Here is a 3,721-nt window from a genome sequence, read left to right on the forward strand (position 1 = left end):
CTGCGACAGCGCCGCGCAGGCGTAGGCATGGCCGGCCAGGCGGGCCAGGGCTTCCTCGACGCCTTCGAAGCGGCCGATCGACAGGCCGAACTGCTTGCGCACGCGGGCGTAGGCGCCGGTGACCACGGCGGCCAGCTTGGACGCACCCGAGGACGTGGAGGGCAGGGTGATCGCGCGGCCGACGCTGAGGCACTCGACCAGCATGCGCCAGCCGGCGCCGATGTAGTCTTCGCCGCCGATCAGCTGGCTCAGCGGCAGGAACACTTCGTGGCCGCGCACCGGGCCGTTCTGGAAGGCGCAGTTGAGCGGGAAGTGGCGGCGGCCGACTTCCAGCCCCGGGGTATCGCGAGGCACCAGGGCGAGCGTGATGCCGCGGTCGGATTCTTCGCCCAGCAGCTTGTCCGGGTCATGCAGGCGGAAGGCCAGGCCGATGACGGAAGCCACCGGCGCCAGCGTGATGTAACGCTTGTCGAAGGTCAGCTTGACGCCCAGCACCTTGGCGCCGTTCCACTCGCCTTCGCAGACGATGCCGAAGTCGGGCAGGGAGGTGGCGTCGGAACCGGCAAAGGGACCGGTCAGGGCGAAGCAGGGCACTTCACGGCCGTCGGCGAGCCGCGGCAGGTAGTGGTCCTTCTGTTCCTTGGTGCCGTAGTGCAGCAGCAGTTCGGCCGGGCCCAGCGAGTTGGGCACGCCGACGGTGGAGCTGAGCGTGGCCGAGACCGAGGCCAGCTTCTGGATGACCTTGTGGTGGGCCAGCGCGCTGAAGCCCAGGCCGCCGTATTCCTTCGGGATGATCATGCCGAAGAACTTCTTCTTCTTCAGGAATTCCCAGATCTCCGGGGTCAGGTCGGCATGGACATGGGTGATTTCCCAGTCGTTGGTCATGCGGCAGACTTCTTCCACCGGACCGTCCAGGAAAGCCTGTTCCTCGGCGGTGAGCACAGGCTTGGGCTGGGCCAGCAGCTGGTCCCACTTGGGCATGCCCGAGAACAGCTCGCCTTCGAAGCCGACCGTGCCGGCTTCCAGCGCGGTGCGTTCGGTGTCCGACAGCGGCGGCAGGATCTTCGTATAGAACTTCAGCAGTGGCGTGGTGATGAACTTCTGCCGCACCGGGGTGATGAGCAGGGGCAGCGTGCCGAGGGCCAGCAGCACGGCGGCGATGACCGTCGCGGTGAGGTTGGCGCCGGCCAGGCCGACGGCCACCAGCAGCGTGGCCGATATCGCGGTGAATACCGCCAGGCTGAGCCGGTGGTAGGCGACGACCAGGATCGCCAGCAACAGGGCGAGGAAGGGCGCGAGGATGCTCATGAAGATTCTCCGTGGGTGGCCGCGTGGGGGGCGGCCAGTGTGCTCAGGAACTCAAGCAGGGTATCGGTGAAGGCGTCGTTGTCGTCACCTGCCACCATGTGGGTGGCATCGGGCAGGCGGACATGATGCGCGTGTGGCGCCAGTTCCAGGAAATGGCCGACGGTCTGGTCGCTGACCAGGTCGCTGCGGCCGCCGCTGACCAGCAGCACCGGCACGTCCAGGCCGCGGCAGGCGTCTTCGATGGCGCCCTGCAGGTCGCCGGTGGAAGGAATGAATTCGGCCAGCAGGCGCGGGTCCCAGTGCCAGCCCAGGCGGCCATCTTCGCGAGGCTTGAGCAGGTGGGCCAGCTGCGCCGGCGATTTGCGCTGGCGGCGGTGTGGCAGGTAGGCGGCGATTTCCTCGGCGGCGTGTTCGAAGGATTCGAAGCCGTCGGGATGCGCGGTCATGAAACCCAGGATGCGTTCGACGCCCGAGGCTTCCCAGCGCGGCGTGATGTCCACCAGCACCAGCGCCGAGAACACCCGGTCGCGGGCCTGGGCCATCAGGCCGGTCAGGCCGCCCATCGAGGCGCCCACCAGCACCGGGCCGGCGCCCAGGGCGCTGGCCGCGAGCACGACATCATCGACGAACTGTTCGCCGCGGTAGGGCAGGTCGGCGGGGTTGCGCCCGGACTGGCCGTGGCCGCGCAGGTCCCAGGCCAGGCTGGCCCGGCCCGATTGCGCCAGGCGGCGCTGGGTGCCCAGCCAGGCCTGGCGCGTCTGGCCAAAGCCGTGGGCGAGCAGCAGGCCCGGGGAAACGCCATCGGCCGCGCTGGCTTCCAGACGCACGCCGCCGCCGCCCGCGAGGGAAAGCGGGCGCGTGCCGGGCATCGTGACGGCGGGGGCGAAATGAACCATACGGCCGAGTATGGGTTGCGATTTGTTCGCCTGTCAATACCAGTCCGTATGGTGCATGATCGCTCCATCCCGTAAACTTGCCGACCGTATGGTAACCCCTGCTTCCAAACTGGATCGCCCGGCCCGCCTCAGCGCCGAGGACTGGGCCCTGGCCGCGCTCGACGTCATCGCCGAGCAGGGGCTGGCGGCTGTCGCCGTCGAACCGCTGGCACGCCGCCTCGGAGTGACCAAGGGCAGCTTCTACTGGCACTTCCCTTCGCGCGAAGCGCTGCTGGTCGCCGCGCTCGAACGCTGGGAAGTGATGGAACAGGAAACCGTGTTCGGCCAGCTCGAGGCCGTGCCGGAGCCGCGCGCGCGCCTCAAGGCGCTGTTCCAGCTGGTGGCGCACGAACTCAAGCCGCACATCATCTACAGCGAACTGCTCAAGGCACTCGACCACCCGGTCGTGCAGCCGGTGCTGAGCCGCGTTTCCCAGCGCCGGCTTGATTACCTTGCCGCCAGTTTCCGCCAGGCCGGCCTGCCGCGCCTGGACGCGCAGAACCGCGCACGCCTTACCTATGCCGCCTACGTGGGCTTCCTGCAGCTGTCGCTGCAGCTTGGCCAGCCGCGGCTGCACCACGATGAATTCGAAGCCTACGTCGGCCACGTCATGGCCACGTTGATCCCGGACTAGCTTCGTCCAACTTTCCCTTTCAGGCCCCGACAGGAGCCCTCCCGGTCATGACAAGCAAGCTCGCCAGCCTCAACCAGTGGGTCGATTCGGTCGCCCAGCTCACCCAAGCCGACGCCGTGCACTGGTGCGACGGCTCCGACGCCGAACACGCCAGCCTGGTCGAGCTGATGCTGACCACCGGCGACCTGGTGAAGCTCAACGAACAGACCCATCCGAACTGCTACCTGCACCGGTCCAGCCCCTCGGACGTGGCGCGCGTCGAACACCTCACCTTCGTCTGCACCCACAACCCCGCCGACGCCGGCCCGAACAACAACTGGATGGCACCCGACGAGGCCCACGCCGAGATGGACGCCCTGTACAAGGGCTGCATGCGCGGCCGCACCATGTACGTCATTCCCTATTGCATGGGCCCGATCGAATCGCCGCTGTCGCGCTGCGGCGTCGAGATCACCGACAGCCCCTACGTGGTGGCGAACATGCGCCTGATGACCCTGCACTCGATCGGCGAACTCGATCCGAACCGCCGCTTCATCATGCATTTCCCGGAAGAACTGGCCATCCAGAGCTACGGCTCGGGCTACGGCGGCAACGCCCTGCTGGGCAAGAAGTGCCACGCCCTGCGCATCGCCAGCTACCAGGCCCGCAACGAGGGCTGGCTGGCCGAACACATGCTGATCGTCGGCATCGAGAATCCGCAGGGTGAAACCCACTATGTCGCGGCGGCGTTCCCGTCGGCCTGCGGCAAGACCAACCTGGCCATGCTCATCCCGCCGGAAGGTTATCGCCGCGACGGCTGGAAGGTCTGGACGGTCGGCGACGACATCTGCTGGATGCGCCCGGG

General features: G+C 67.8%; 4 protein-coding genes. 2 read left to right on the forward strand and 2 right to left on the reverse strand.

Annotated elements, in window-relative coordinates:
- On the reverse strand, positions 1-1,308 hold a 1,308-nt coding region (locus tag AACZ35_RS13095; protein WP_339830013.1), incomplete at its 3' end, for an acyl-CoA dehydrogenase.
- A complete protein-coding gene (locus tag AACZ35_RS13100; RefSeq protein WP_339830015.1) occupies positions 1,305-2,204 on the reverse strand; it encodes an alpha/beta hydrolase in 900 nt (299 codons plus the stop codon). The genes AACZ35_RS13095 and AACZ35_RS13100, both read right to left, overlap by 4 nt.
- A gap of 88 nt (positions 2,205-2,292) precedes the next feature.
- Here AACZ35_RS13100 and AACZ35_RS13105 point away from each other — a divergent pair, with 88 nt between their 5' ends.
- Together AACZ35_RS13105 and AACZ35_RS13110 are read left to right on the forward strand one after the other, a co-directional pair.
- Positions 2,293-2,877: a TetR/AcrR family transcriptional regulator gene (locus AACZ35_RS13105; protein WP_339830017.1), complete on the forward strand. Its 585-nt coding sequence runs from the start codon at positions 2,293-2,295 to the stop codon at positions 2,875-2,877.
- A gap of 47 nt (positions 2,878-2,924) precedes the next feature.
- Positions 2,925-3,721 (forward strand): phosphoenolpyruvate carboxykinase domain-containing protein (locus AACZ35_RS13110; protein ID WP_339830019.1); only part of this gene is annotated, 797 nt, incomplete at its 3' end.

Origin of the sequence: uncultured Arenimonas sp. (assembly GCF_963976025.1) — a bacterium.
Taxonomy (GTDB): Bacteria; Pseudomonadota; Gammaproteobacteria; order Xanthomonadales; family Xanthomonadaceae; genus Arenimonas.